Origin of the sequence: Spirulina sp. CCY15215, from assembly GCF_016888125.1 — a bacterium.
GTDB lineage: Bacteria > Cyanobacteriota > Cyanobacteriia > Cyanobacteriales > Spirulinaceae > CCY15215.
In genome coordinates this window covers 1-22,285 of record NZ_JACSWA010000315.1, presented here as the reverse complement: position 1 = coordinate 22,285, position 22,285 = coordinate 1, and the positions used below count along the sequence as shown (strand labels likewise).

General features: G+C 45.3%; 19 protein-coding genes. 13 read left to right on the top strand and 6 right to left on the bottom strand.

Annotation, left to right across the window (positions count from 1 at the left end; translation table 11 throughout):
- The first annotated feature begins 232 nt into the window (after positions 1-232).
- Positions 233-400 carry a hypothetical protein gene (locus tag JUI58_RS05465; RefSeq protein WP_204102740.1) on the top strand — a complete coding sequence of 56 codons (168 nt, stop codon included), beginning with the start codon at positions 233-235 and terminating at the stop codon, positions 398-400.
- A 30-nt stretch (positions 401-430) separates the two neighbouring features.
- Here the strand turns inward: JUI58_RS05465 and trmFO are convergent, their stop codons facing one another.
- Positions 431-1,804 carry an FADH(2)-oxidizing methylenetetrahydrofolate--tRNA-(uracil(54)-C(5))-methyltransferase TrmFO gene (gene trmFO / locus JUI58_RS05460; RefSeq protein WP_204102739.1) on the bottom strand — a complete coding sequence of 458 codons (1,374 nt, stop codon included), beginning with the start codon at positions 1,802-1,804 and terminating at the stop codon, positions 431-433.
- 191 nt (positions 1,805-1,995) lie between these two features.
- Here trmFO and pdhA point away from each other — a divergent pair, with 191 nt between their 5' ends.
- Complete coding sequence (gene pdhA / locus JUI58_RS05455) at positions 1,996-3,033, top strand: pyruvate dehydrogenase (acetyl-transferring) E1 component subunit alpha (RefSeq protein ID WP_204102741.1); 1,038 nt, start codon at positions 1,996-1,998, stop codon at positions 3,031-3,033.
- Positions 3,034-3,375: 342 nt separating this feature from the next.
- Here the strand turns inward: pdhA and JUI58_RS05450 are convergent, their stop codons facing one another.
- A complete protein-coding gene (locus tag JUI58_RS05450; RefSeq protein ID WP_239121289.1) occupies positions 3,376-3,747 on the bottom strand; it encodes a DUF1815 family protein in 372 nt (123 codons plus the stop codon).
- Between the two features lie 200 nt (positions 3,748-3,947).
- Here JUI58_RS05450 and JUI58_RS05445 point away from each other — a divergent pair, with 200 nt between their 5' ends.
- The 7 genes from JUI58_RS05445 to JUI58_RS05415 all read left to right on the top strand — a co-directional run bounded on the left by JUI58_RS05445 (position 3,948) and on the right by JUI58_RS05415 (position 9,621).
- Positions 3,948-4,094, top strand: coding sequence for a hypothetical protein (locus JUI58_RS05445; RefSeq protein WP_204102738.1), 147 nt, complete (start codon positions 3,948-3,950; stop codon positions 4,092-4,094).
- A gap of 72 nt (positions 4,095-4,166) precedes the next feature.
- Complete coding sequence (locus tag JUI58_RS05440) at positions 4,167-5,813, top strand: DUF4157 domain-containing protein (protein ID WP_204102737.1); 1,647 nt, start codon at positions 4,167-4,169, stop codon at positions 5,811-5,813.
- 43 nt (positions 5,814-5,856) lie between these two features.
- On the top strand, positions 5,857-6,834 hold the full coding sequence (locus JUI58_RS05435) for a polyprenyl synthetase family protein (RefSeq protein WP_204102736.1): 978 nt from the start codon (positions 5,857-5,859) through the stop codon (positions 6,832-6,834).
- 152 nt (positions 6,835-6,986) lie between these two features.
- Positions 6,987-7,547 (top strand): Uma2 family endonuclease, encoded by a 561-nt coding sequence (locus JUI58_RS05430; RefSeq protein ID WP_204102735.1) that lies wholly within the window; start codon positions 6,987-6,989, stop codon positions 7,545-7,547.
- 111 nt (positions 7,548-7,658) lie between these two features.
- Positions 7,659-7,952 carry a BrnT family toxin gene (locus JUI58_RS05425; protein ID WP_204102734.1) on the top strand — a complete coding sequence of 98 codons (294 nt, stop codon included), beginning with the start codon at positions 7,659-7,661 and terminating at the stop codon, positions 7,950-7,952.
- Entirely contained in the window at positions 7,924-8,151 is a 228-nt protein-coding gene (locus JUI58_RS05420) for a hypothetical protein (RefSeq protein ID WP_204102733.1), read from the top strand. The genes JUI58_RS05425 and JUI58_RS05420 overlap by 29 nt, the downstream gene beginning before the upstream one ends.
- A 171-nt stretch (positions 8,152-8,322) precedes the next feature.
- Positions 8,323-9,621, top strand: a complete 1,299-nt coding sequence (locus JUI58_RS05415; protein WP_204102732.1) for an RNA-guided endonuclease TnpB family protein — start codon at positions 8,323-8,325, stop codon at positions 9,619-9,621.
- 62 nt (positions 9,622-9,683) lie between these two features.
- Here JUI58_RS05415 and JUI58_RS05410 read toward each other — a convergent pair whose 3' ends face one another.
- Positions 9,684-11,741 carry an AAA family ATPase gene (locus tag JUI58_RS05410; RefSeq protein ID WP_204102731.1) on the bottom strand — a complete coding sequence of 686 codons (2,058 nt, stop codon included), beginning with the start codon at positions 11,739-11,741 and terminating at the stop codon, positions 9,684-9,686.
- Between the two features lie 256 nt (positions 11,742-11,997).
- Here JUI58_RS05410 and JUI58_RS05405 point away from each other — a divergent pair, with 256 nt between their 5' ends.
- Genes JUI58_RS05405 through JUI58_RS05395 form a run of 3 tightly spaced genes read left to right on the top strand, consistent with a single transcriptional unit; the run spans position 11,998 to position 16,669 of the window.
- Positions 11,998-12,942 (top strand): methylated-DNA--[protein]-cysteine S-methyltransferase, encoded by a 945-nt coding sequence (locus tag JUI58_RS05405; RefSeq protein WP_204102730.1) that lies wholly within the window; start codon positions 11,998-12,000, stop codon positions 12,940-12,942.
- A 51-nt stretch (positions 12,943-12,993) separates the two neighbouring features.
- The gene (gene cobJ, locus JUI58_RS05400) at positions 12,994-14,952 is read left to right on the top strand and encodes a precorrin-3B C(17)-methyltransferase (RefSeq protein ID WP_204102729.1); all 1,959 of its coding nucleotides are present in this window, start codon (positions 12,994-12,996) and stop codon (positions 14,950-14,952) included.
- Between the two features lie 10 nt (positions 14,953-14,962).
- Positions 14,963-16,669, top strand: coding sequence for a hypothetical protein (locus tag JUI58_RS05395; RefSeq protein ID WP_204102728.1), 1,707 nt, complete (start codon positions 14,963-14,965; stop codon positions 16,667-16,669).
- An 89-nt stretch (positions 16,670-16,758) separates the two neighbouring features.
- Here the strand turns inward: JUI58_RS05395 and JUI58_RS05390 are convergent, their stop codons facing one another.
- Complete coding sequence (locus JUI58_RS05390) at positions 16,759-18,648, bottom strand: iron uptake porin (RefSeq protein WP_204102727.1); 1,890 nt, start codon at positions 18,646-18,648, stop codon at positions 16,759-16,761.
- A 441-nt stretch (positions 18,649-19,089) separates the two neighbouring features.
- Between JUI58_RS05390 and JUI58_RS05385 the strand changes: the two genes are divergently transcribed.
- Positions 19,090-20,241 carry a HetZ-related protein 2 gene (locus JUI58_RS05385; protein ID WP_204102726.1) on the top strand — a complete coding sequence of 384 codons (1,152 nt, stop codon included), beginning with the start codon at positions 19,090-19,092 and terminating at the stop codon, positions 20,239-20,241.
- Positions 20,242-20,477: 236 nt separating this feature from the next.
- On the opposite strand, the gene JUI58_RS05380 is transcribed toward JUI58_RS05385, so the two are convergent.
- Entirely contained in the window at positions 20,478-20,918 is a 441-nt protein-coding gene (locus JUI58_RS05380) for a CAAD domain-containing protein (protein ID WP_204102725.1), read from the bottom strand.
- A gap of 126 nt (positions 20,919-21,044) precedes the next feature.
- On the bottom strand, positions 21,045-22,085 hold the full coding sequence (locus tag JUI58_RS05375) for a tetratricopeptide repeat protein (protein WP_204102724.1): 1,041 nt from the start codon (positions 22,083-22,085) through the stop codon (positions 21,045-21,047).
- Between the last annotated feature and the right edge of the window lie 200 nt (positions 22,086-22,285).

The window sequence follows — 22,285 nt, the reverse complement described above, 5'->3', positions numbered from 1 at the left end:
GAGTCTGTTGACAGGCTTGGAGCAAGCGCGGTTTTAACCCGCTTTCGGTGGATTAACCACAGAATCCCCGTCTTTTTAAAGCGGGGAGATGTCAAATTATGAAATATTTGTTACATTCATTCTCAGATTCCTTGACTACACTGGAAGGGAGGAGTGTTCCCTATAAAATTCATCAATCTTTAACAAGCGGATATTCATGATTACTTGTCCTTGCTGCGCTCGAGGTATGCTGATGTATGCCCAAAAAGGTCGCGCTTACTGGTTTTGTCCAGATTGTCGTCAAGAGATGCCCGATCTATTAAGTGTAATGATGACTGCTAACCAAGCACGACACAAAGTTAAATCCCTATCATCGCCGTTACTTCCCGAACTACTTCCCGAACCGGCTGAACTTCACTAAGAATATACACTTAAGGCAAAATTCACGCAATTAGATTAGCTGTAATTGCGAGTGAGAGGCCGAGAGTTTTGCCTGAAATTCTTCTAAGTCGGCCAAGGCGCGATCGCGGTAAACCCCATATCGTTCTCGTTTATTGCGGATGCGCTCTTGTAGAGGGGGGATAATGCCAAAATTTGGGGGCATGGGTTGAAAATGCTTGGCAGAAGCGGAAGTAATAAACTCAAACAATGCCCCCATCATCATTGTTTTTGGCAGGGTAACGGGGTCTAAACCCAAGATTAATCGCGCTGCATTCGTCCCTGCCAACCAACCTCCCGCCGCCGCCGCCGTATAGCCTTCAGTTCCTACCAATTGACCCGCCGCAAGAAGTGAAGATCGTTCTTTGAATTGTAAGGTGGGTTTGAGGAGTTGAGGGGAATTAATAAAAGTATTGCGGTGCATGACTCCCATGCGGACAAATTCGGCTTTTTCTAAACCGGGAATGAGCCGAAAAATTCGCTTTTGTTCGCCCCAACGCAAATTGGTTTGGAAGCCAACCATGTTCCAAAGTTGTCCTTCTTTGTCTTCTTGGCGCAATTGAACGACAGCATAGGGGCGCTTGCTTTGATTTTCCGGTGCTTTAAAGTCACCATAGCGAGAATCAAACAAGCCCACGGGTTTGAGGGGACCGTAACGCATGGTATCTTCTCCCCGTTGTGCCATTTCTTCTATGGGGAGACAGCCTTCAAAAAATTTGGCAGTTTCTCGTTCAAAGTCTTTGACGGGGGCTTGTTCGGCTTGGCAGAGTTCTTGCAAAAAATGCAGGTACTCTTCTTTGTTCATGGGACAGTTCAGATAAGCCGCTTCTCCTTTATCGTAGCGAGAGGCAAGGAAGGCAATCTCTTTATTGATGGAGTCCCCGACAACAATGGGGCTGGCGGCATCAAAAAAACTCATATATTCCATGCCCGTAAAGCCTTGCAGGTCTTGGGTAAGGGCTTCGCTAGTGAGGGGACCCGTGGTGAGAACGGCGACTCCATTGGGGGGAATTTGGGGGATTTCTTCCCGGCGCAATTCGATCAGGGTATGTTGGGAAAGAGTTTCGGTTAATTGGTGGCTGAAGAGGCCGCGATCGACGGCTAAGGCTCCTCCGGCGGGGACTTGATGTTCGTCGGCTTTGCCAATAATAATAGACCCTAAACGGCGCAATTCTTCGTGGAGAAGCCCGGCGGCGCGATCGCTTTGTTTGGCTCCAAAGGAGTTACTACAAACTAATTCGGCCAGTTCTTGGCTATGGTGGGCGGGGGTCATTTGTACAGGTCGCATTTCCGACAAAATCACGGGGACTCCAGCGCGGGCAATTTGCCACGCCGCTTCGGTGCCGGCGAGTCCGCCTCCAATTACGCGCACGGGATATTGTGTCATTATTTCAATATTATTGATGATTTATATTAATTAACGCTTCTGGCAATTATCTAGGCAAGGCGATCGCGCTTTCCTAGAAGTATCAAAGTATCATACTAACAGAGGGCGATCGCGCCGCAATGTTATAATTGCCCATTGCTCTAGCATTACTGCAAGACAACTATTATAGTCGCACCGATCGAGAAAATTTTATGGCTGAAATTGCAGAACGTCCCGTCCCCCAAATTGATACCTCTACGGTGCAACTCACCAAAGAAGAGGCATTGATGATTTACGAAGATATGGTACTGGGGCGACAGTTTGAGGATAAATGCGCTGAAATGTACTATCGGGGCAAAATGTTCGGGTTTGTCCATTTATATAATGGTCAAGAAGCGGTTTCCACTGGGGTCATTAAGGCCATGCGTCCCGATGAAGACTATGTTTCCAGCACCTACCGCGATCACGTTCATGCCCTAAGTGCAAGCGTACCTGCCCGAGAGGTGATGGCAGAATTGTTCGGTAAGGAAACGGGATGCAGTCGAGGACGAGGCGGATCGATGCACATGTTCTCAGAACCGCATCGCTTATTGGGGGGCTATGCTTTTGTGGCAGAAGGAATTCCTGTGGCTACGGGGGCGGCATTTCAAAGTAAATATCGTCGAGAAGCCCTGGGAGATGAAACTGCTGACCAAGTGACGGCTTGTTTCTTTGGGGATGGTGCGAGTAATAACGGGCAGTTCTTTGAGTGCTTAAATATGGCAGCACTGTGGAAATTGCCGATTCTCTATGTGGTGGAAAATAATAAATGGGCGATCGGCATGGCGCACGATCGCGCCACTTCCCAACCGGAAATTTACAAAAAAGCCAGCGTTTTTGGTATGCACGGTGTCGAAGTGGATGGGATGGATGTACTGGCTGTCCGCAAGGTCGCACAAGAGGCGATCGCCCGCGCCAGGGCTGGAGAAGGTCCTACCCTGATCGAAGCCTTGACCTATCGTTTCCGAGGTCACTCCCTCGCTGATCCTGACGAACTTCGCAGCCCCCAAGAGAAGGAGTATTGGAATGCCCGCGATCCCATTAAACGCTTTAGTGCTGATGTATTGAAGCGAAATTTACTTACTCAAACGGAGTTAGAGGCGATCGACGAGAAAATTCAGGGAGTTATTGCAGATGCGGTGAAATTTGCCGAGGAGAGTGCCGAACCCGATCCCAGTGAGTTATATCGTTACATTTTTGCAGAAACATAAATAACATTTTTGCATTTTTTGCATTTTATGTTATTGCACTGACTGCCGATTGAAAGTAGAAAGAGCCAGTTCTTAAAGAAAGCTGGCTCTTTTCAGGCGATCTTATTTTTTTTATATTCAGGGTCTTTTATGGATTTGACCCCATTTAAAATTTAGGGTCTTTATTAAAGCTAACCCTATTTAAACTTCTTTAATCATGTCAGGGATCGCTCATTTCCCAAGAATTTGTAATATTTTCTTTATATTTTTGGATTTTCTGCCTTTTTTCAAGGGTTTTGCCACAACCAAGGGCAGAAAAAGTCAGGGATTCCTCATAAAATTCACTATCTCCTCAAATTGTCATCAACTGCTTGTTAATGATATGGGACGCGGATTGCGTAATCTCTCGGTAGCGATCGCCTCCGATGCAGCAAAATCATATTTGACCAGATTCTCCAGTTCTTCCAATTGGCTAATTGCTTCAGCCCCCTCCAACTTCATTAACTCGCGATCGTCCCGCATTTCCGTCCAAGTAATGCCATAGTCAGAAACGAGAAAGCGAATCAGGTGATTATCTCCCAAACTCACCATAAAGGAAGCGCTATTCATTTCGCCGCCACAGGTATAACAAGAAGCCAAATAGCCCCGATTTTCCAAAACAGTTGCCAATGCTTGCAGATTCATGACGAGATCGCGAACAAATTGACGGTGTTGCTGTGCTAATCGTAAAAACAATGTCTTTCCCTCCAAACACCACGTACATTGTATTGTACGCCTTTTTTAACGTTTTCTTAAGATTGTATCTTAATAGGGTTAAAGGCGTAAACCGATCTAACTCTAGTCTCTATTATCCTTATTATTTCGACGCATCTCCCAAATGCGATCGTTTGTTGACATGAGTTAGGTATCCCATCGACTTAACTAACACACATTTTTTGTTTTTTGTCAAGATATTTGTTTCAGGAAATTTTGCTGCGATCGCTAAATTGCGATCGAATCCACTGATTGATGTGAATTTTGGTGACGATGTAGAGGTGGGATTGAGGGAGTGCGATCGCAGCAATTCTTATACTTTGGTCTAGATAATATTTCTGAATTTGCTTCTATAGTAAAGAATAAGCCCATGCAATTACCCTTAACCTGAATAATCGATCGTGAGCCGCCAATACCAAACTCGGACTTCTTCTCAGAAATCCTCCTCTGGGAAAAAACAGCCTCAATTTACTGCACCCCCCGTTATTCAACCGAAAGCGGACAAGAAAGCCAAAGCAGAATTGCCGGAATGGAAACCGGGAGGAAGTGGGGCGAATCCCTTGGCGGGACTCCAACAAACCATACAGGCAAAATTGGCGATCGGACAGCCAGGCGATCGCTACGAACAAGAAGCCGATCGCGTTGCCCATAATGTTACTCTTCAGATTAATGCTCCTGTTTCTGATACGGTACAACGGGAAAGTGAGATTAATCAATTGCAGATGAAACCCATGCTGCAACAACAAAAAACTGTAGCTGGGGGTGAGGCATCCTCAGAACTAGAATCTTCCATTAATCGCGCTAAAAGTGGCGGACAATCCTTAGATTCGGGTTTGCAACAGTCAATGGGGCAGGCAATGGGGGCAGATTTTAGCGGCGTAAAGGTGCATACTGACGATCGCGCCGACCAGTTGAATCAATCCATTCAAGCGAAGGCATTTACAACAGGAAAAGATGTATTTTTTCGGCAGGGGACATATCAGCCTAGCAGTCGAGGTGGACAAGAGTTAATTGCCCATGAGTTGACCCATGTGGTTCAGCAAGGAGGAACAGGAATTCAAAGAGCTTCAGAAACTATCAAACCCGAAGGCGATCGCCCCAACAAGACGGGACTCCCCGATCGCCTAAAAGCTGGCGTAGAAAATCTGTCTGGCATCGCGATGGACGATGTTAAAGTTCACTATAATTCCAGCAAACCTACCCAACTACAAGCATACGCTTACACAGAAGGCACAGATATTCATGTCGCATCGGGACAAGAAAAACATCTTCCACACGAGGCATGGCACGTTGTTCAGCAAAAACAAGGAAGGGTTCAACCTTCACTTCAACTCAAAGGTATTAAGGCAAATGTTGATTTCTCGCTTGAGAGAGAAGCAAACGTAATGGGAGCGAAAGCCGATAATATTGGAGATATTGTCTCTCGATTACCTTCAAAGTCCCAAGCTGAACAGAGTAGTCAGTTACTCGGACGACGGACACAAACATTGCAGCGTACTACAGGAACTCCCGTCAGACAATTTGGTAACGGCGGGACAGTAGAAAAAAATATAGATGAATACGACGGACTTGTAGCAAGGGATCAGTTAGTGATAGACGGACTGGTCGAAGAAGACGAAATTATCAATGTTGAAGTAGCAAGAAACTTTGTCCCATCGGTATTTGGTAAGGATGCCATCGAAACTGTAACTAAGCACGTGCAGGTTTACAAGATACTTGATACAACTCATTACTTCTACACAGCAACATCAGATGAGGCCGCCAAGAGTATCCTTGTAAATGGACTCGATCCAAACTGGGGAGGTAAGCGAGATCCGAAAACCATTACAGGATGGAATAGCCGGGGCCATGTTTATTTTACGGTAGAACCTTCGACTGCCAACGGTTATGGTAAAAATGTGATCAAACCTAGCACAGGATCGTATTCACTGCTTAAATTTACGCTTCCCGCCGGTCATCCCGTAACTCTAGATCCAGAATTGGGGTCGGCGAGTAGTGCATTCAGAACGAACAAAAAAATCCCTGCTAGTAATATTGAACGAGCCTAATTAAGAATAAAGTTGTGTCAGACAACCTTTTATCCTTTGGTCGATGATAAACAAACCTTCGCTTAATTTAGACGATGCTCTTGTCCAAATCCGTAACTTGGCGATCGCGATTGTGAAACAAGAGTGGTTAGAATTAGGCGCTTTAATCGATCGCATTCTCCCCGCTCCCCTTAATCCCTTTTTTCTCTTATCTATTGCCACAGGAAAGGGGTGTCAAGGAAAAAGCGATCGACTGATTCATACTGCAGCCCTTGTTGTTCTTCTCGATCTCTCACTCAGGATTATTGATGATTGTGCCGATGGCGATAATCCCAATTCTCTTGACCAATCTATTGGAATGGGTCGGGCGATTAATTATGCAATAGCACTCAATACTCTTGCGACACGAGAACTATTGAATTGCGCGATCGCGAACTATAATTCCAGCGATCTCATCGATTGTTATTTTTCTTCATTTCTGCGCGTATGCGAAGGGCAAGATCGGGATATGAAACAGAATGTTAACTCGTTGCAAGAGTATCAAGAACTTGTCAGACTCAAGACCATACCCGCTTATCAATTTACAACAGTTGTTGGTGCGTGGGTTGCTTCTGCCGATGAAAATGCGATCGCTTTATCTGCAAAGAGTGGTATTCATCTTGGCTGGATGACGCAAATTTTAGACGATATTGAATCACTGTGGTTTCCAGTCGTTGAAAATATTCGAGAAGTTGAAAAGAAAACATTTCCTGTTCTTTTGGGTTTAACTCTCGAACATCCGAATGCAAAAATTTTGGCAGAGATGTTTCAGCAAAAAGAATATAACAGAATCAAGATTTGTAACTTATTAGATGAAATGGACGTTCGCACTAGACTCATGAATTTAGCCCTCGATCGCCGAGATGCAGCAATTCAAGCTCTTGCCGATCTTCCCGATCCAGAAGGACTTAATATCTTACAAATTTGGCTCGATTGGTATCTCCGGGATGGTCAACATTTGGTGACTTCGACTGCGAAGGGACGATCGCAAGTTTCCCGATAATTCGGCAATTTCCCATCCGAAAGAGCGAAACCCAGATAAAAGTTACTCTAGATGCGGACATAGCTGAAGAAAAAACCAAGAACCGTTGCGATCGCTATGTTGGTATTTTTAGGGATATGCGAGAATAAAAGACATCAATTGAATTCAGAATTATGATTCAAAGTGCGATCGCCAAAATAACCCTTGAAGAGTTTTTGCAACTTCCAGAAACGAAACCCGCGTCTGAGTTCATTAACGGCAAAATCGGTCAAAAAACTATGTCCCAAGGAGAACATAGCCGATTGCAATACAAACTCTGTTCGACAATTAATCAAGTTGCAGAAACGAGAAAAATCGCTTGTGCTTTTCCAGAACTCCGTTGTAGTTTTGGAGGTAATGCGATCGTTCCAGATGTGAGTACGTTTCGCTGGCAACGGATTCCTTTTACCGCTTCGGGTCGAATTACCAACCGTTTTGAGATTCCTCCCGATTGGGCAATTGAAATCCTCTCACCGGGTCAAAGTCAAACAAAAGTTTTAGGAAATTTATTGCATTGCTCTCAATACGGTACAGAAATGGGTTGGCTTGTCGATCCAGAAGAAGAAACAATCTTGATTGTGGATTTAGAACAACGGGTACAACTCTTGCGAGAAAATGAACCAGTGCCAATTTTACCAGAAATTGAATTATCGCTAACGGTAGCGCAAGTTTTAGCATGGTTGACATTTGCATAGCAAGGCGATCGCCTATCCCCTAAATATCCCAACCTCGAGTTTTTGTATTGACCAGCGATCGCCCCAGTTTCAAACGATATACTTCAAGAGATATGCGAGAATATCGAAGAGATGGATTTACAATTTGAATGGGACGAGCAAAAAGCTAACCTCAACCTAAAAAAACATGGTATCAACTTTGAAGATGCAAAAGCAGTTTTTGTCGATCCTCTTGCCTATATTTTCGACGATGAATGGCATTCTATGGGAGAAAAACGAGAAATCATCATTGGACACAATCTCAAAAACTATCTTTTGTTAGTCAGTTTTACTGAAAGAGCGAATAAGATTCGTATTATTAGCGCCCGTTTAGTCACCAAGAAAGAGCGTAAAGATTATGAAGAATACAGAGGCTGCCAACCCTAATCAAAATCTAAAAGATGACTTGCTTCCCGAATACAACTTTGATTATCAAAAAGCTAGTCCTAACCGTTTTATCACTCAAAAAAGCGAAACCCAGATAACAGTTACTCTAGATGCGGACATAGCTAAAGTTTTCAAAACTTCTGAAGCTGTAAATAAGGCTTTGCGTGCTATTCTTTCTGCTATTCCTCAAAAAATATAGGGCGATCGTTTTTATAGTGGACGGTTTAAATTAATGAGTGATTACTATCTACAAAATGCAAAAAGAGGACTCCCGCTAGACCCGAAGGGTTAGCGGTGAGATGACGAGCGCGTTCCCTCATAGATTGACATTCTCTGTAAAGATTGCTAAAATCTAATTCAGGAGGTCAAAATGTTAACACTAACTTACGAGTATAAACTAGTCCCAAACGAAAAGCAAATCGAGGTAATTGAGAATACCTTGAGAGTGTGTCGTGCTGTCTGGAATTACGCACTCAGAGAGCGAAAAGACTGGATTAACTCTCGAAAGTGTCCCGTTAACACTTGTTCTCTAGATAAGGAATATATTATTCCGGCGGATAAACCTTTTCCAAATTACAACATCCAAGCCAAACAATTAACAGAAGCCAAGAAAACAAACCCGTGGTTAAAATCTGTGAATGCTCAAGTCTTGCAACAGATACTCAAAAGATTAGACAAAGCATTTACAGATATGAAATCAAAAAAACTCGGTTTTCCTCGTTTTAAGAATCAGTATAGGATGCGTTCTTTTGTGTATCCTCAAATGCTGAAAGATTGTCTCCAAGAAAACCAGATCAAACTTCCTCAGTTAGGATGGATTAAGTTTAGGAAATCGAGAGATATTCCCAATGGTTTTGCAATTAAACAAGCGAGAATTATCAAGAAAGCATCAGGATATTTCATCCTACTGTCTTTGCAGTTAGATGTTAATATTCCAGATGTCCCATTTCACGGTCATGCCATTGGGATAGATTTAGGACTGGACAAATTTCTGGCAACTTCTGATGGAGAACTGGTCGAAAGACCCCATTTTTTGAACCAACTACATAGCAAGCTGAAATTGCTGCAACGTAGATTAAGGAATAAGAAGAGAGGCTCTAATAATCGACACAAATTAAACCAGAAAATAGCGAGACTGCACCAAAAGATATCTGATACTCGCAAAGATTGGCAATTTAAACTGGCACATTCCCTTTGTGACCAAGCACAGTCAATATTTTTTGAAGATATTAACTTTAAGTCATGGGCAAAAGGAATGTTATCTAAACATTGCCTAGATGCTGCGTTTGGTCAATTTATTACCATTCTCAAATGGGTAGCGTGGAAACGAGATGTTTTTGTCGCGGAAGTTGATAAGAATTACACCTCGCAAATCTGCCCAAAATGTGATTTTCACACCGGAAAAAAATTACTTTCCGAACGAGAACATCATTGCTTAGAGTGTGGATACAAAACCCATCGGGATATAGCAGCAGCAGAAGTTATCAGGGATAGAGGAATCAAAAAGGCGCTAGGGCATAGCGTCTCAGAAAATGCTTGTGGAGATGATCTGACGGGGGCTTTGCCTAGTCAAAAATCTGTGAAGCAAGAAATCTTGAATGCGAGTTCAAGAATCTCCCGCTCTTCTTGGTCAGCATTCCCTTGCGCCCTTCGGCGACGCGGGGTCTGACCGCAGAACGCTCAAGCGTTTAGCGGTGAGAGTATGTCAATAAGATATCCTCCCACTATCCCCTAAATATCCCAACCTCGAGTTTCTGTACTGACCAGCGATCGCCCCAGTTTCAAATATTCGGTTTGGGTGGCTGCGAGGATATGTTTCATCATCACCGGTTCGTCGGCATCTGCGGCCAAAAAAGCGGCATTAAGAACAATAGATTTGATATTTCCCCCTGTGATATCCAATTGACCCAACAGATGGAAATTTAGCCCCTCCGTTGGTGTTTGCTCTGGGAAAGCACGCTGCCAAATTTGACTGCGCTGGGGGGCTTTGGGATAAGGAAAATTGACCACAAAACGCAAGCGACGCAAAAAGGCGCGATCTAAATCGTCCTTTAAATTGGTGGTAAGAATGGCCAGTCCTTGATAGGACTCCATCCTCTGCAATAAATAGCTAACCTCAATATTGGCATGGCGATCGTGAGAGTCTTTCACTTGTGTGCGCTTGCCAAAGAGTGCATCAGCTTCATCAAAAAGCAAGATTCCTCCTCCTACTTCTGCTGCATCAAAAATCCGGCGCAAATTCTTCTCAGTTTCGCCAATATACTTACTCATCACCGCACTGAGGTCGATACGATACAAATCTAGCTGAAGTTCGTGAGCCAAAACTTCGGCTGCTGTGGTTTTCCCGGTTCCGCTTGCCCCAGCAAACAGCACGCTTAAGCCCAAACCGCGCTGATTTTTGCCCGCAAAACCCCAATTTTGATAAACTCTGGCTTGTTGGCGAACATGAGTGAGGATTTGCTGTAAAATTCCTGTTTCCCGTTCCGGCAGTACCAAATCGTCCCATGTAGCGCGAATATCTATGCGTTGGGCTAACCCTTCCAATTGCGGCCTCGCTTGCAAGCGACAGAAGTTCCAGAGACGATTTCCTCGTTCTTCTGGGGCGATCGCGGAGTCCGATCGCACTGTTGCACTTGCTGTTTCAATCATCGTTGCTGAGAGCCGAAATTGTGCCGCTAATCTGGCCAGATCGCCGTCACTATCTGGCCATGCAGCTTGCCAGAGTTCGAGTTGTTCCTCGTACTCAAGTCCCATAACCTCAAAGGTGACAACTGCGGGATGAGAAAGGTTCAATCTTCGCTCGATCGCCACCAAAACCGGAACATTAAGCAACTGTAAAAATGCGTCCAGGAGAGGACGAGAACTGCGATCGCCCACAGAAAACGATGAATTCACCTCTACTAACAACAAGCCAGGATCGAGAGTACACCATCGCTGCCAGCGCATGACTAAATTCTGGAGTTCGTCGCGATTTGAGGGGATGGCATCGCTGGAAAGGCGATAGAGGGGAAGTTGCAAATCCTCACTCACTTTGACCGCGATCGCCCGTTGGGATTCTCTTAGAGTTCCGCACAATTGTACGATCGGCAAGGTCGATGGGGGACAACTCAAGACGGCAACGGTTTGCGCGGCAATTTTCTCATAGGAGGGTTGTAAAGGAGGGGGAGTGGGAGAACTGGGATAATGCGCGATCGCGAACGACAGCAGGGGATCGCGATAGGGTTCTCCCATGAGATAGTTTAGAATGGCTTCATCAATTTGCAGACAAGCGCGAGGAAGTTCGGGACTGGTGGCACAATGGACGAGTTGCCATTGACGCAAAGGACGACTTTCCGTTAACGCATTCCAATGAGGATCGGGAAAACACTGATAGGTCAGTTGAAAAGTAGGATAGTTCAATTCTGCTTGGTTGTGGGCGATCGCAAAGAGATTGGGAAACTCTGGATCGATCGCTTGTCCCACACAACAGAGCAAAATCTGGCGTTCAAAGGACGAAAGCTCAAAAATCCGACAAACTTGCTCGAGGGCTGGAGATGAAGACATTGTACTGGCGATCGCGTCTAATGTCTGGGAGTCAATCTCAGCAAAAGAAATTTCTGATCCCCGATCGCGGGCAATATGGCGATCGAGGAAAGTGCGAACGATGGCGATCGCTTGGATTAAATAGTTAATATTACTCCCTTGCCAATCGGGACAAGATTGCTTTATCCCGCTTTGGCTTTCTATTGCGTTAGACTCTAATTTAGGATTTTGTCTCTTTTCTCGTTCTCTGACTTGCTCAATTGTCATCAGAAAAATGGGTAGAAACCCCGTTCTTATAGGACGGCTTTATATTAGTCTCGTTATTTAGAGATAAGGTTATCTGAAATTGTAAACGATCCCCTGATAGTATGATGCGATCTCTTATTGACTCAGAAATTTGCAGTTGGCGATCGGGGTTTACCCGAAGTGGGTAACAGATACTAAAGAATGGCAGCAAGAAAGGGGTGGTTTTATTGAAAGGGGACAACTACAGTTAAACCCAGATTGATGTTAGGTTTCCACGATGACAACCCACTCCTCAAACCCAGAAGATTACGATCGCATTGCCCAGGCGATCGCCTTTATGCAGCAAAATTATTTGAATGCCCCCGATCTCGCCACTGTTGCCCAACAGGTCAATTTGAGCGAATATCATTTTCAACGCATATTTGTACAATGGGTGGGAATTAGTCCCAAGCGTTTTTGGCAATATCTGACGGTGGAATATGCCAAAACAAAAATGGTGGAAACGAGAAATTTGCTCGATCTGGCGCTTAATTCTGGCTTGTCGGGGTCCGGACGTTTGCACGACCTTTTTGTGAAGCTGGAAGCCTTGTCACCGGGGGAGTTTAAGACTAGGGGTCGAGGCTTAACGATTAGCTACGGCCTCCACGATACCCCCTTGGGGCGGGTTTTGCTGGCTCAAACCCCTCGCGGAATTTGTAATTTCTATTTGCTTGGGTCTATCGGGGAAGAAGCAGCAGGGAAATTTTTGCGGGAAGAATGGCCGAATGCTGAGATAAACTGCGATCGCGCCACCACTCAAGCAACGATCGCGCAAATTTTCCACCGCGATCGCTTTCATCAGGACAGACCCCTCAGTTTATTGGTAAAAGGAACAAATTTTCAAATCCAAGTCTGGCGGGCGCTTTTACGCATTCCTTTTGGGGGTCTTACCTCCTATCAAACCATCGCCCAAGCGATCGGTCGTCCCAGGGCGGCGAGGGCGGTAGGGAATGCTGTAGGTAGCAATCCTATCAGTTATTTAATCCCCTGTCACCGGGTTTTGCGAGAATCTGGGGCATTGGGTGGGTATCGCTGGGGCTGCGATCGTAAAGCCCTCATTCTCGGTTGGGAAGCGGGTAGGGTTTTGGTCACTGGGGAAGGGGAAGGGGAAGAGGAAGAGGGTTTGGAGACCAAACCCCTACGGTTCCCGGATGGCGATCGACAATCGGAAATCGTTGTCTGAAGATGTTACTCTGGAAGTCCTTTTGTTTATATTTAGAACCATTTATTGTTAATGCTATTTGCAGCCTATCAACCCATCGCGGCGATCGCGACAACTCCCAGGGCGATCCTGACCCTAAAACCCTTCTGTCAAGCAAGCAATGCCGTCTTATATATCCCCCAGGGTAGGGGTTTGGTCTCCAAACCCTCCAAACCCTCCAAACCCTCCTCCAAACCCTCCAAACCCCCGGTCTCCAAACCCCCAATCTCCAAACCCCCAGAAAATGTGCAGTTCTACCAAGGCAGTCTCAAGGAGCATTTAGAAACAATTTGGCACGATTATAAAGCCTTTGTTTTTGTTTTGGCAACAGGAGCCGTCACTCGCCTCATTGCCCCCTTATTAAGCGATAAAAGCACAGATGCAGCGATTTTAGTTGTAGATGAAGCGGGAGAATTTGTGATTAGTTTGTGCGGAGGACATCAAGGGGGAGGGGATGCTTTAACCCGACTCGTCGCCCAAACAATTCAAGCAACCCCTATTATTACCGGGGCTTCTCACAGTTTAAACTTACCCGGAATTGATATTCTCGGCCTTCCCTTTGGCTGGAAGAAAGGAAGCGGAGACTGGACGGGAGTAAGTGCTGCGATCGCCAAACAATACCCCGTAGAAGTCATCCAGGAAGCTGGGTCTACTCTGTGGCAAAATGCCCTTCCTCGCGACCATCCCTTTCAGTTTCAGACAGAAACCTCTCCCCAAGGACGAGTTTGGATCGGGTTTACTCAACGCACATTTAACCCCAACGCAGATATCCCCAAAGTCCAATGGCATCCCCGCGTCTTGTGGGTAGGACTGGGATGCGAACGAGGAACGCCGAAATCCCTTATCGATCGCGGACTTAAAGCAGTTTTTCAACGCAACCATCTCGCAGAAGCGGCGATCGCGGGTATTGCAACTATCGATATTAAAGCGGATGAAGTGGGAATTTTGCAACTGTGCAAGGAACGAGATTTTCCCCTTCGCACCTTTTCAGCCGAGGCATTAAAAAGCGTCGCTGTCCCAACTCCTTCCCCAGTGGTCGATCGCGAAGTTGGTACCCCTAGTGTCGCAGAAGCCGCTTGTTTATTGGGTTGTGGGGGTTTGGAGGGTACGGGTTTGGAGGGTACGGGTTTGGTCTCCAAACCCCCACATTTATTGGTGAAAAAACAGGTTTATAAGGAAGAGGGGGTAAAAGGTGCCGTGACGATCGCCGTTTCCCTAGCAGAGACAGAATTTACAGGACGTGGGGGGAAACTCTTTCTGGTGGGGACGGGACCCGGTGCCTTAGACCAGATGACCAATGCTGCCCGATCTGCTGTAACCGAGGCTGATGTTATTATTGGCTATTCTCTGTATCTCGATTTAATTGCCCCCTTGCAACGTCCTGGACAAATTATAGAATCTTTTCCCATTACTCGAGAACGCGATCGCGCTCAACGGGCGATCGCTCTGGCAGAATGGGGGTTAACGGTAGCGGTAGTCTCTTCCGGGGACTGTGGCATTTATGGGATGGCAGGGTTAGTCATGGAAGAACTTAAACAACAGGATTGGGATGGGAAAACCCCTCAAGTGCAGGTATTTCCGGGGATTACCGCCCTACAAGCCGCCGCTTCTCGGGTGGGTTCGCCTTTAATGCACGATTTTTGTGCGATTAGTTTAAGCGATCTTTTAACGCCCTGGGATGTTATTCTTAAACGCTTGCAAGCTGCGGCGCTGGGGGATTTTGTGACAGCACTCTATAACCCGCGATCGCGTCAGCGTCAAGAACAAATTGTACAAGCACAAGAGATATTCCTGCAACATCGCCAAGGTAATACACCCGTTGCTTTAGTTAAATCTGCCTATCGTCCCGATGAGGAAATTCAAATCACCACCCTCGAACAAATGTTACAATTTCCCATTGATATGCTAACCACAGTTATTATTGGGAATTGCAGCACCTACCAACATCAAGATTGGCTGATTACTCCCCGAGGCTATCTCGGTAAGCTATAGTGTGGCACTTATGAATAATATTTGGTTCGATCGCCTGCAAACCTCGCTTTCTTTAACCTCTGCCGATCAAACGGCGATCGCGCAATATATCCTCTCAATTTTAGACTCCTCGGCGGAAAATCTTCCGCTTCCTCAAGCATTGCAAAGCGATCGCCAACCGCGTATTGTTTTTTTCTCGATTAGCGATACACAAACCGCAGCAAAAGTGTTGTGGGGGACAGGATGGGGACTTGAAGAGGCGATCGGTGATGCGATCGCCCAAGTTCAATTGCTTTTTCCCAAGGATGCGCCGCAATGGTTTAAAATCGATATCGTGCAGGAAGTCTTATCCGTGCAAAGGCGTAACTCTCGCCATCCCCTCAAACTCGATCGCAGCTTATACGGTTTGGCTTTCAATGCAGCCTCTCAAATCGCTTTTTTACCTGAAGAATTAGTTGCCCAAACTTTAATTAATCAAGAACAGCGTTTATTGCCTAAAAAGATTATTGCTTATTTAGAACCTTATCCCGATCGCCTTAATGCTTATCAGCAGTTATTGGAATCTCCTCAATTAACATTATATCGCTTCAACAGTACCAGTTTCTTTTGCGATGGGAAAAAATTAGTTTCTCTTTATCGCGGACATCGGGTTTTGAATCCTCAAAAAATCACCCCAGATTTACTTCTCGATGCGACCAAAAACGCCGGAAACTATCTGCAAACAATTATAGAAATTGAAGGGAATTTCCTTTACAGTTATAACCCCCAAAATAACAAAACCAGCGAAAAATATAATATTCTGCATCATGCAGGAACAATTTATGCACTCCTAGAACTTTATCAAGAAACCCAAGACCCTAAGATTTTAGAAACACTACTCAACGCCATTTCGTATTTATTACAATTCGTACAACCTTGTCCCGAACCAGGCATCGGAACTTGTATTGTAGAAGAAGGATGGATCAAATTAGGAGGAAATGCCCTCGCGGCGATCGCCTTGAGCAAATATACTGAACTCACCGACGATAAACCCTATATTCCCCTGATTCTAGAATTAGGTAAACGCCTTCGCAGTCTTCAACAAGAAAACGGCGAATTTATCTCCCATAAACAATCTTATCCTGAAGGCAAAATAAAAGATTTTGTGTCGGATATTTACCCAGGGGAAGCAATTTTTGCTTTGCTTTCTATCTATCATTTAACAGAAGATATAACTTGGCTAGAATCTGCGGAAAATGGTGTTCGTTATCTGATGGAAAAACGGCTAAAATCCAAGCATCCTATTACCGCAGAACCTTGGTTATTGCGGAGTTTAAATCAACTTTTTCGCGATCGCCAGAAGGAAGAATATTACGATTTGATGATGAGTTTAACCGAGGCGATCGCCCGAGGACAAAATCTACAAACTCCCTATATTGATTGGTTAGGAGGCATTTATCAACCACCGCGATCGCTGGCAACTGCACGACGGATGACAGGATTATGTTCGATTTGCGATCTGGCAATTTACAGGCAGAATTCTGCCACTCTTGACCAACTTTTACCCATCTTACAACTCGGAATATCTTTTCAATTGCAAACCCAATTCTGTCCCGAATCTGTCTTCTATTTCTCCGATCCTCAGAAAATTTTAGGGGCTTTTCATCACAGTTTAACTGATTTTGAAATTCGCATCGATTGTCTACAATATAATATTTTAAGTTTGTTGGGTTTTTATCGTATTCTCAAGATTTTGTAAGTGAAACAAGTGAAATAACAAAAAAGGAGTGTATTTAAGCACCCCTTTTTTTGTTAGATGAGCAAGTTACTCAAATAAACTTACTATTTCTAGAAATTGAAAGTGGTACGCAGCATACCAACAAAGATGGTGTCATTGTTGGAGTTACCATTGGGGTTAAAGACGGCATAAACCCCAGGAGCCATTTCGATATTGTCGGTGATGGGGAAGCGATATTCTAAGCTGGCTAAGTAGGAGGGAGAACGATCACTCGGTCCATTGTTAGCGCTGGCTAAGTAAGGAAGTTGACCAAAACTCGCAACGATAACATCATTCTCTTTAAAGAGATCGGGGAAACCGAAGTTAATACCCCAAGTCCAGAGATCGGCACTATCCCCTTTGCGGATTCCTGATTCACCCGTTGCGCTACTATAACCTAAGAAACCACTAATGTTAAAGGCTTCGGAAGGATCCCAAGATACAGAGAAGTGATAGTTGCTGATAGAGGTTGCAGATTCTTGGATATTTCCACTGCTGTTGACCCAGAGGAAGGGAGAACGTCCTAAAACACTGGTTGTTTCTCCAAGGCTAACATTACCAGCTGTTGCCGCTCCGCCAGGGGCAAAACCGAATCCATAACCCAGCGCAAACTTGAATTTTTCGCTGAGATTGAAGTTCAGTTGCAGAGGGATGTAGAATTCTCCACCAAAAATCCCCAAGTTAGCATCGTTAGCATCAGTAGCAAAATAGCCGATATCTAAGCCGATTTTTTCGTTAAACCAGAAGTTTGCACCAACGGCTGCACCGCCGTCGCCAACACCATCGTAAAACATTTGGTTGTAAGCAGTTCCTAGGGGAAGACCGCCATAAGCATAACCACCTGTCGTTTCTGCATCAAGGATATCGTCAATGTTAATTCCTTGTGCGGCAACGTGGAGCATTACGTTATCGCTTGCAGGGAAACGATACCATAACTTGGCGAGGCGCACATCATCTTGGGCTGTGAACCCGTAGGAGTTAGGATCGACTTGAGGTGTTCCAGTACCAAGCTGAGAAATGTTTTGCAGGTTGCGTGCTTGCAAGCGGGTGCGAAGGCGATCGCGCCCGGTGAAGCTGGTATCGAAGTTCAACCGCGCCCGATACCCAAAGGCTAAGGCGTTATTGCGATCGGTTCGGAAGTTAGTGGCCGTATTATTACCAGCTGCGTGAAGGGTATCCAAGTCGTTGATGAATGCGTTACTAACCGCAGGATTAGCTACGAGATATTGTCCCAAGGTGATTGAATCAACGGTTCCACCCGATTCAAACAAGCCGATCATCCGGTTCTGGTCGATGATGTTAGCCACAGATGCTGGGGTTGCGGCAGCATTAAGATTATCTAATAGACCCAAATCAAAGTATTCAGCACCATTAAGACCAAAAATCTTGGCCCGATCGCCCGTAGCAATATCCAAGTTGAAGATAACTTCTCCCACTAATTTAGTAGTGGTGGAGAATTGGTTATCTTCCAAGAAAGCAACTCGACCTTCCAAGTTGTCTACCCGCGTTCCCAAGGCAGCGAGTTCTGCTTCAAACTCTTGCATCAAGCGACGGAGGGTTTCTAATTCGTCCCGCGTCACAAAATCCGCAGTGGTTTCAGCAATCAAGCGCTCAATTTGTTGCAAACAGGCGTTTAAACCGGCTGCAAATTCGTAGCGAGTCAGAGCGCGATGGCCGCGATAAGTACCGTTGGGATAGCCCTTGAGACAGTCGTAGCGTCGTACCAAGTCATCTAAGGCTTGGAATGCCCAATCTCCAGGGGATACATCGCTGAATTTCGAGGCTCCTGTGAACTGAGCGCGGGAGCTTCCTTCTGTGCTGTAGCTTTCAATTTGCTGCAGCATATCGCTGGTGGAAAGAGGGTCGCTAACGGGTTCAGCCATCGCTTCCCCAGAGACAAAGAGCAGCGCGCCAAGGGTGGCGGGAGCAGCTAATAAGGTTTTCTTAAGAATTTCTGACATTGATAACTTCCTCACACTAGATAAAAAACGATGAACTGGAACGGCCTGTTTCGAGTTGTTGCGCTTTCTTATTTACCCTTATAGCAAATTGATGATGGAGTTGTCGATCTTTATCAAAATTTTTCATATTTTTTTTTGATAAAGCTCTATCAGATTATATAACGCAATCTGGGATTTGGTGCGAGAGAGCCATATTTAATTTTTTTGGGGAGAACCGATCGATCCCCCTAAATCCCCCTTAAAAAGGGGGACTTTCGGTTTCTCCTGCCTTAAAAAGGGGGACTTTCGGTTTCTCCTGCCTCATACGAAAAATCCATTGAAATGGATTGAGATACGGTTAAAGCTACCTGTGGCGATCGCGGGGTTTTACCTCAAATTGAGAAGTGTAGACAGACCCCTAGAGTTTGGTGAAAGGGAAGTTGTGATGCACACTAGAGAAACATGGGGTTGGAGGATATCAAGGTGACTATTGAATTTGCCCGAGAGTTAGAAACCTTTTGGCAAAAGCGCTTGCAGGAAGATTGTGCCGATCGCCCTTCCCAAACGCGCCAGAGTGTTGCTTTGTGGTTGGTGGGGGAGGATCGAGAGCGATTTGCCAATCTGGACGATCGGCAAAAGGCGATCGCGCGACAGGCGATCGAATACCGCTATCGCATTCTTCACCAGCGCTATTTGGGGGTAAATCCGACCCGAGCCTATCGCAATTTAATCTCTCGCTTGGGGTCTCTTGTGGTCTTGCGGAATAAAATTCGCACTTGGGTCTCCTTAAGTCGCGATCGCCAACGTGCGGTGGCGGATGTTTTGCAAGAGGTCATTCAAGAAATGATCGACAGCGATCGCTACATCCGAAACACAATTGCTCGAATTTCTCGCTGTAGCGAAAATCCTTCTTTGCGAAATGCGCTGTTGTTGGCCAGTATTGAAGAATATTGCTTGCGACCAATTCGCAATCAGCCTTTGCTGGTTTATCGTTTTACCAATTATCTGCGACGCTCCCAAAAAGGGGGAATGACCCAAGTTCCTCAAAAAGAACGCATCAAGATGATTTCTGAGGAACTGACCCCGGATGCGGGGGATTCACCCATTAGTTTGCTGGACTCGGAGGCGATCGCCCACTACCAAAGCGATCGCGATGAAGAAGAACAACGGATTTTGCGGGAGGAAGTGCGACAAGAATTTGAGCATTACCTGGCAGAAAAAGTCGAGCCTCTGGCGGTAGAATGGCTGCGCTTGTATCTCCAAGGTCATTCCCAAGAGGCGATCGCGCAAATATTAGATTTACCAATCAAACAAATTTATCGCTTGCGAGAAAAAATCAACTATCATGCGGTTAAGATTTTCGCTCTCAAAAGCCGTCCGGAATTAGTGGAAAATTGGTTAAAAATCTCCCTAGAAGAACATAATCTGGGATTGACACCCAAACAATGGCAGATATTCTGGCAAGATATTACTCTTCTGCAACAACAAATTATCACTCTCCTCAAAGAGGGCAAAACCCTAGAAGAGATTGCCAAAAAATTAAACCTGAAAAAATCCCAAGTGATGTCCGAGTGGAGCAAAAGCTACCAACTCGCCCAGTCTCTTCGGAATTAGAGGGACAAGAGGACCTACGCAGCTAGGGAGCTAGGGAGCTAGGGAGCTAGGGAGCTAGGGAGCTAGGGAGCTAGGGAGCTAGGGAGCGAGACGCTCCCACTACCGCATTCTCTGGTTATGAAGGACCTACGCAGCTAGGGAGCGAGACGCTCCCACTACCGCATTCTTTGGTTATGGTAGTGCAGGCATCTTGCCTGCTAATGCGTAAATCCTCATCCCTCATCCTTCATTATTTTTTATTCTTTAACGTCAGAACCCAAAACTTGCTCTTTTAAGGATTGGAATTCTTGGAAAAGTTCTTGACGACCCTTAGAACTCCAAAGATAGCGCCAAATAAACCAAATACCAAACCCAATACCCACTAATTCAAAAACGGGAGCGAGTAAGGGAATATCGTTAATTGCATCTAGTAGCGCCAAGGTTAGATATACAGTAACCAGTCCTCCCAACAACAGAGCCACTACGGTTAAAGGCTCCTTAAAATCTGAGAAAAACTTCTTCACGAGATCTGGTAATTTGCCCAAAAACTCCGAAGCGGGTTCGATCCATTCTTGCCAAGGGCGATCGGTTGCTGGTGGTTTTGCGGGTGAGATTGCCCCAGAAGGGTCTGTCTTAAAACCCGATGGGCTTTGAGATTGAGTAACTTCAGCTTCTGCTGAGGGAATATTTGGATCCATTGCTTTTTTCTCCTGCAGTTTAAGATGGAATTTAATTGTAGGTTGCGATCGCGACCCAAGGAGGGCAAAAAAATTGATTCTTGCCCATATTAACCAAAAACATCGCCAGAATGCTTCCTCTTGATTTTATAATTCTTCTGATTGATATTGTGCGATCTTGGCATAATCTCCTAGAGCATAACAGGCCGTTCGCAAACTGCCGATCGCCTGCCGTTCTACCCGGCGATCGCCAATTTCTCGGGCGACATTTAAACGCTGTTCGTAATATTTAATCGCTTGTTCGTAGTCCCCGATCGCATCGTAAGCAACCCCTAGACTGCCTAAAGACTGTTCTTCAGAGCGGGGATCTGTTAGTTGTCTGGCCAAAGTGAGGCGTTTTTGATTGTAGGCGATAGCTTGACGATAATCCCCTAATGTATAAGAAGCATTACCTAGATTACGCAGAATTTGGACGGCAACACGATCTTCCTCGAGTTCTCGAGCCAGTTCTAAGCGTTGTTCGTAGTAGTTAATTGCCTCGCGGTAATTGCCCAAGACATAGTAAGTATTGCCCAAATTTTTGAGAATTTGTCCGGCAGTTTGGCGATCGTCGAGGGAATGTGCGAACATGAGGGCGCGTTTTTGGCAGGAAATGGCATCTTCGTGTTTACCTTGCGCTTTATAAGCTAAACCCAAATTATTGAGGGCGGCCATTGCTCCGGTGCGCTCTTTGAGATCCAGAAAAACCTTTAAACTTTTCTTCTGAAAGGCGATCGCCTTATCGTAATCGTTGAGATGGCGATGGGCATTGCCTAATAAACTAAATACTTGGCCAGTGAGACGCTGTTCTAATAATGATTGAGCCAAGGATAGACTCAATCCTGCTGTTTGAATCGTTTCTTGATAATTTCCTAACCCATAGTGAGCCAAACCCAAGTAATACAAAGAGGTTGCTTCAGCAAGATTGTCTTGAAGATTTTGATAAAAGTCTCGCGCTTGTTGAAGTGCGGCGATCGCCTGCTGAAAATCGCCGCTTTGTTGTCCGGCAATTCCCTGTTTGAGCAATTGTCCGGCGCGATCGCTTTCAAGGGTGGGAGAAGTTTGTCCTTTCTCGGCATTTAAGGCTGGATTATCCTGATTATCCTTGGGAGTTATGAATTTTTCTGGTTTGTCGCCTTCATCTGCCACCCTATTGTCCCCCTCATCAGAAAAATTGGGTGGAAACCCCGTCCTTATAGGACGGCTTTATATTAGTTTCGCTACTGCCTTGGAGTTGTTTAATTAGGGTGCCTTTGTATTGCACTTTTAACAGGACAATTACTGTATCTAACTAAACAACCCTGTACGCATAACGGTTTTTGCTCTTTCGAGCCTCCTATTTCTAGGGT

Coding starts and splice junctions, on each gene's coding strand:
- JUI58_RS05465 (WP_204102740.1), top strand. CDS start 233: ATGTATGCCCAAAAAGGTCGCGCTTACTGGTTTTGTCCAGATTGTCGT.
- trmFO (WP_204102739.1), bottom strand. CDS start 1,804: ATGACACAATATCCCGTGCGCGTAATTGGAGGCGGACTCGCCGGCACC.
- pdhA (WP_204102741.1), top strand. CDS start 1,996: ATGGCTGAAATTGCAGAACGTCCCGTCCCCCAAATTGATACCTCTACG.
- JUI58_RS05435 (WP_204102736.1), top strand. CDS start 5,857: ATGATAAACAAACCTTCGCTTAATTTAGACGATGCTCTTGTCCAAATC.
- JUI58_RS05430 (WP_204102735.1), top strand. CDS start 6,987: ATGATTCAAAGTGCGATCGCCAAAATAACCCTTGAAGAGTTTTTGCAA.
- JUI58_RS05425 (WP_204102734.1), top strand. CDS start 7,659: ATGGATTTACAATTTGAATGGGACGAGCAAAAAGCTAACCTCAACCTA.
- JUI58_RS05420 (WP_204102733.1), top strand. CDS start 7,924: ATGAAGAATACAGAGGCTGCCAACCCTAATCAAAATCTAAAAGATGAC.
- JUI58_RS05415 (WP_204102732.1), top strand. CDS start 8,323: ATGTTAACACTAACTTACGAGTATAAACTAGTCCCAAACGAAAAGCAA.
- JUI58_RS05410 (WP_204102731.1), bottom strand. CDS start 11,741: ATGACAATTGAGCAAGTCAGAGAACGAGAAAAGAGACAAAATCCTAAA.
- JUI58_RS05405 (WP_204102730.1), top strand. CDS start 11,998: ATGACAACCCACTCCTCAAACCCAGAAGATTACGATCGCATTGCCCAG.
- cobJ (WP_204102729.1), top strand. CDS start 12,994: ATGCTATTTGCAGCCTATCAACCCATCGCGGCGATCGCGACAACTCCC.
- JUI58_RS05395 (WP_204102728.1), top strand. CDS start 14,963: ATGAATAATATTTGGTTCGATCGCCTGCAAACCTCGCTTTCTTTAACC.
- JUI58_RS05390 (WP_204102727.1), bottom strand. CDS start 18,648: ATGTCAGAAATTCTTAAGAAAACCTTATTAGCTGCTCCCGCCACCCTT.
- JUI58_RS05385 (WP_204102726.1), top strand. CDS start 19,090: ATGGGGTTGGAGGATATCAAGGTGACTATTGAATTTGCCCGAGAGTTA.
- JUI58_RS05380 (WP_204102725.1), bottom strand. CDS start 20,918: ATGGATCCAAATATTCCCTCAGCAGAAGCTGAAGTTACTCAATCTCAA.